3 protein-coding genes are annotated in these 2637 nt (G+C 73.6%); all 3 read left to right on the top strand.

Annotated elements, in window-relative coordinates; genetic code table 11:
* Positions 1-89: 89 nt before the first annotated feature.
* From ACFWPQ_RS51900 to ACFWPQ_RS51890, 3 genes are read left to right on the top strand one after another with little or no spacing between them, the layout of a single operon-like run.
* Entirely contained in the window at positions 90-1244 is a 1155-nt protein-coding gene (locus tag ACFWPQ_RS51900) for an ATP-binding cassette domain-containing protein (RefSeq protein ID WP_384052185.1), read from the top strand.
* Positions 1241-2140 (top strand): ABC transporter permease, encoded by a 900-nt coding sequence (locus ACFWPQ_RS51895; protein WP_384052183.1) that lies wholly within the window; start codon positions 1241-1243, stop codon positions 2138-2140. Before ACFWPQ_RS51900 ends, ACFWPQ_RS51895 begins: the two co-directional genes overlap by 4 nt.
* 41 nt (positions 2141-2181) lie before the next feature.
* Positions 2182-2538 carry a 5-carboxymethyl-2-hydroxymuconate Delta-isomerase gene (locus tag ACFWPQ_RS51890; RefSeq protein WP_384052181.1) on the top strand — a complete coding sequence of 119 codons (357 nt, stop codon included), beginning with the start codon at positions 2182-2184 and terminating at the stop codon, positions 2536-2538.
* The last annotated feature ends 99 nt before the right edge of the window (positions 2539-2637 follow it).

Below are 2637 nucleotides of genomic sequence, written 5' to 3'. Positions count from 1 at the left end.
GCCCTCGGGCGGCCACCGGCCGGAGGCGGAGCCGGGGCCGCTGCGGACGGCAGGCCCGCGGAAGACCCCCCGTGGACGAGGACCCGACCATGCAGCCACCCGCCGCTGACGACGCCCGCACCCGGACGACCATGCCGACCGCCGCAGACCCGTCCCCGACCCCGAACCCCGACCCGACCCCGAACTCCAACCCCAACCCGGTCACATCGCAGCGCGCGGCCCGGCCCGCGTACGCCGTCAGCACGCGCGGCCTGGTCAAGAGCTACCCGGGCCCGGACGGAACCACCACCCACGCGGTCCGCGGCCTGGACCTGGACGTGTTCGAAGGCGAGACCTTCGCCTTCCTCGGCCCCAACGGCGCCGGAAAGTCCACCACCCTCGCCCTGCTGTGCGCGCTGGCCCGCCCCACCGCCGGACACGCCACCGTGGCGGGCATCGACGTGCTCAGCCGGCCGGACCGGGTACGCGCGGCGGTCGGGATGCTCTTCCAGCACAGCGCCCTGGACCCGGACCTGACGGCCGAACAGAACCTGCACATCCACGCCCGCCTCTACGGACTGCGCCGGCGCCACGCCCGCCTGCGCGTCACCGAGATGCTCGACACGGTCGGACTGGCCGACCGGCGGCGCTCCCCGGTACGCACCCTGTCCGGAGGCATGCGCCGTCGCCTGGAACTCGCCCGCGGCCTGCTGCACGCACCCCGGGTGCTGTTCCTCGACGAGCCGACCACCGGACTCGACCCGCACGCCCGCGCCCAGGTCTGGGAACACCTGCGCCTGCTGCGCGACCGGTACGGCTGCACCGTCTTCGTCACCACCCACTACCTGGAGGAGGCGGAGAACTGCGACCGCCTCGGCATCATCGACCACGGCCGGCTCGTGGCCCGGGGCACGCCCCTCGCGCTCAAGGCCGCGATCGGGGACGACCGGGTGGTGCTGCGCACCGACGACGACGCGGCGGCACGCCGGGTCGTGGGCCGGACCGCACCACCGGGCGTCGCCGTCACCCGGGACGCCGAAGGGGTCTCCCTGCGGGTGCCCGACGGCAGCGCCTGGATTCCCCGGCTGTGCGGGGCGCTGGCAGGCCACGGCATCGCCGTGCACGCCGCGTCCGCGACGCCGCCGACGCTCGACGACGTCTTCTTCCACCACACCGGCCGCAGCATCCATGTCCCCGGCTCCCCCCGGACACCGGCCGTCCCCGCTCCCGGCGGCCCCACCGCAGCGACCGAGGAGGCCCCATGACCGCATCCGCCCTCCCCGCCTCGGACGCTCCCGACACCTCTGACGACCCCGGCGGCACCGGCGCCCTCGGCGGCACCGGCCGTGAGCCGGGGACCCGCCTGCGCCACGAACTGCGTGCCGTCCACGCCCTGGTCCACCGCGACCTGCTGCGCCTGTCCGCCCAACGGGTCCACACCGCCCTGATGCTGATCCAGCCGGTGCTCTATCTCTTCGTCCTGGGAGGCGGCCTGGCCGCGCTCATCCCCAACTCCTCCCTGGGCGTCGGCTACCAGGCCTACCTCTTCCCGGGCATGCTGATCATGACGGTGCAGGCCCCGGCCATCGTCGTCGGCATCCGCCTGATCACCGACCGGCAGAGCGGCTACCTGCGCGAACTCCTGATGGCCCCGGTCAGCCGGCCCACCCTCCTCCTCGGCAGCTGCGCCGGCGGCACCCTCGTCTCCACGGTCCAGGGCGCCGTCCTGCTCGGCCTGGCCGGTGCCGTCGGCCTGCCCTACGACCCGCTCCTGCTGACCCTGCTCCTCGCCGCCCTGGTCCTGGCCTCCTTCACCATCACGGCCCTGTCCCTGCTGCTGGCCGTGAGCCTGGACCGCCCCGAGATCTTCCAGATGCTGCTCGGCCTGGTGATGATGCCGCTGCTGTTCCTCTCCGGCGGTTTCTTCCCGACGCAGAACCTGCCGGGCTGGGCCCACACGTTGACCGCCCTCAACCCGCTCGCCTACGGAGTGGACCTGCTCCGCCGCTGCATCGCGCTACGGGTACCGGACCAGGCGACCACCGCGGGCATCGAGTGGTTCGGCCGGCAGCCTCCCCTGCTCCTGGAGGGCGCCCTCCTGCCGGCGGGCGGAGTCCTCGCCCTGCTCTGGGCCGCCCGCCGCTTCGGCCGCCCCGCATGAGACCTAGGCTGGAGTCCAGTCGCCGCAGAACAGGAGTGCTCATGCCGCAGATCACCGTGGACTACACCGCCACGGCGGGCCCCGCCTTCGACCGGGAGGGCTTCGCCAAGGCCCTGCACAGCGCCGTCGTCGAGATCGCGGCGGCCAAGCCCGAAGCCTGCAAGACCCTCTTCCGGGCCGCGGACGCGACCGCCTTCGGCTACGACGAGGACGGCTGGCATGTCATCGTGCACGTCACCTTCGGCCTGCTGGCCGGCCGCACCGACGAGACCAAGGCGAAACTGACCGAGACGACCCTGGAGCTGTTGCGGGAGCACCTGGAGCCGGACGGCTTCGTCCTGCACGCCTCCGCCGAAGTACGGGACCTGGACCCGTCGTACCGGAAGTACGAGGGCTAGGTCTGCTGCTGCCGGTTGTCCGGCTGCCGCGCCGTCGTGGCTGGTCGCGCAGTTCCCCGCGCCCCTTTGGGGCACGGTTCGGCAGCGCCCCGTAAGGGG

This window comes from Streptomyces sp. NPDC058464 (genome assembly GCF_042721035.1).
Lineage (GTDB): Bacteria > Actinomycetota > Actinomycetes > Streptomycetales > Streptomycetaceae > Streptomyces.
Note: the sequence above shows the minus strand (reverse complement) of the source record. Positions and strands in the feature narration are given on the sequence as shown.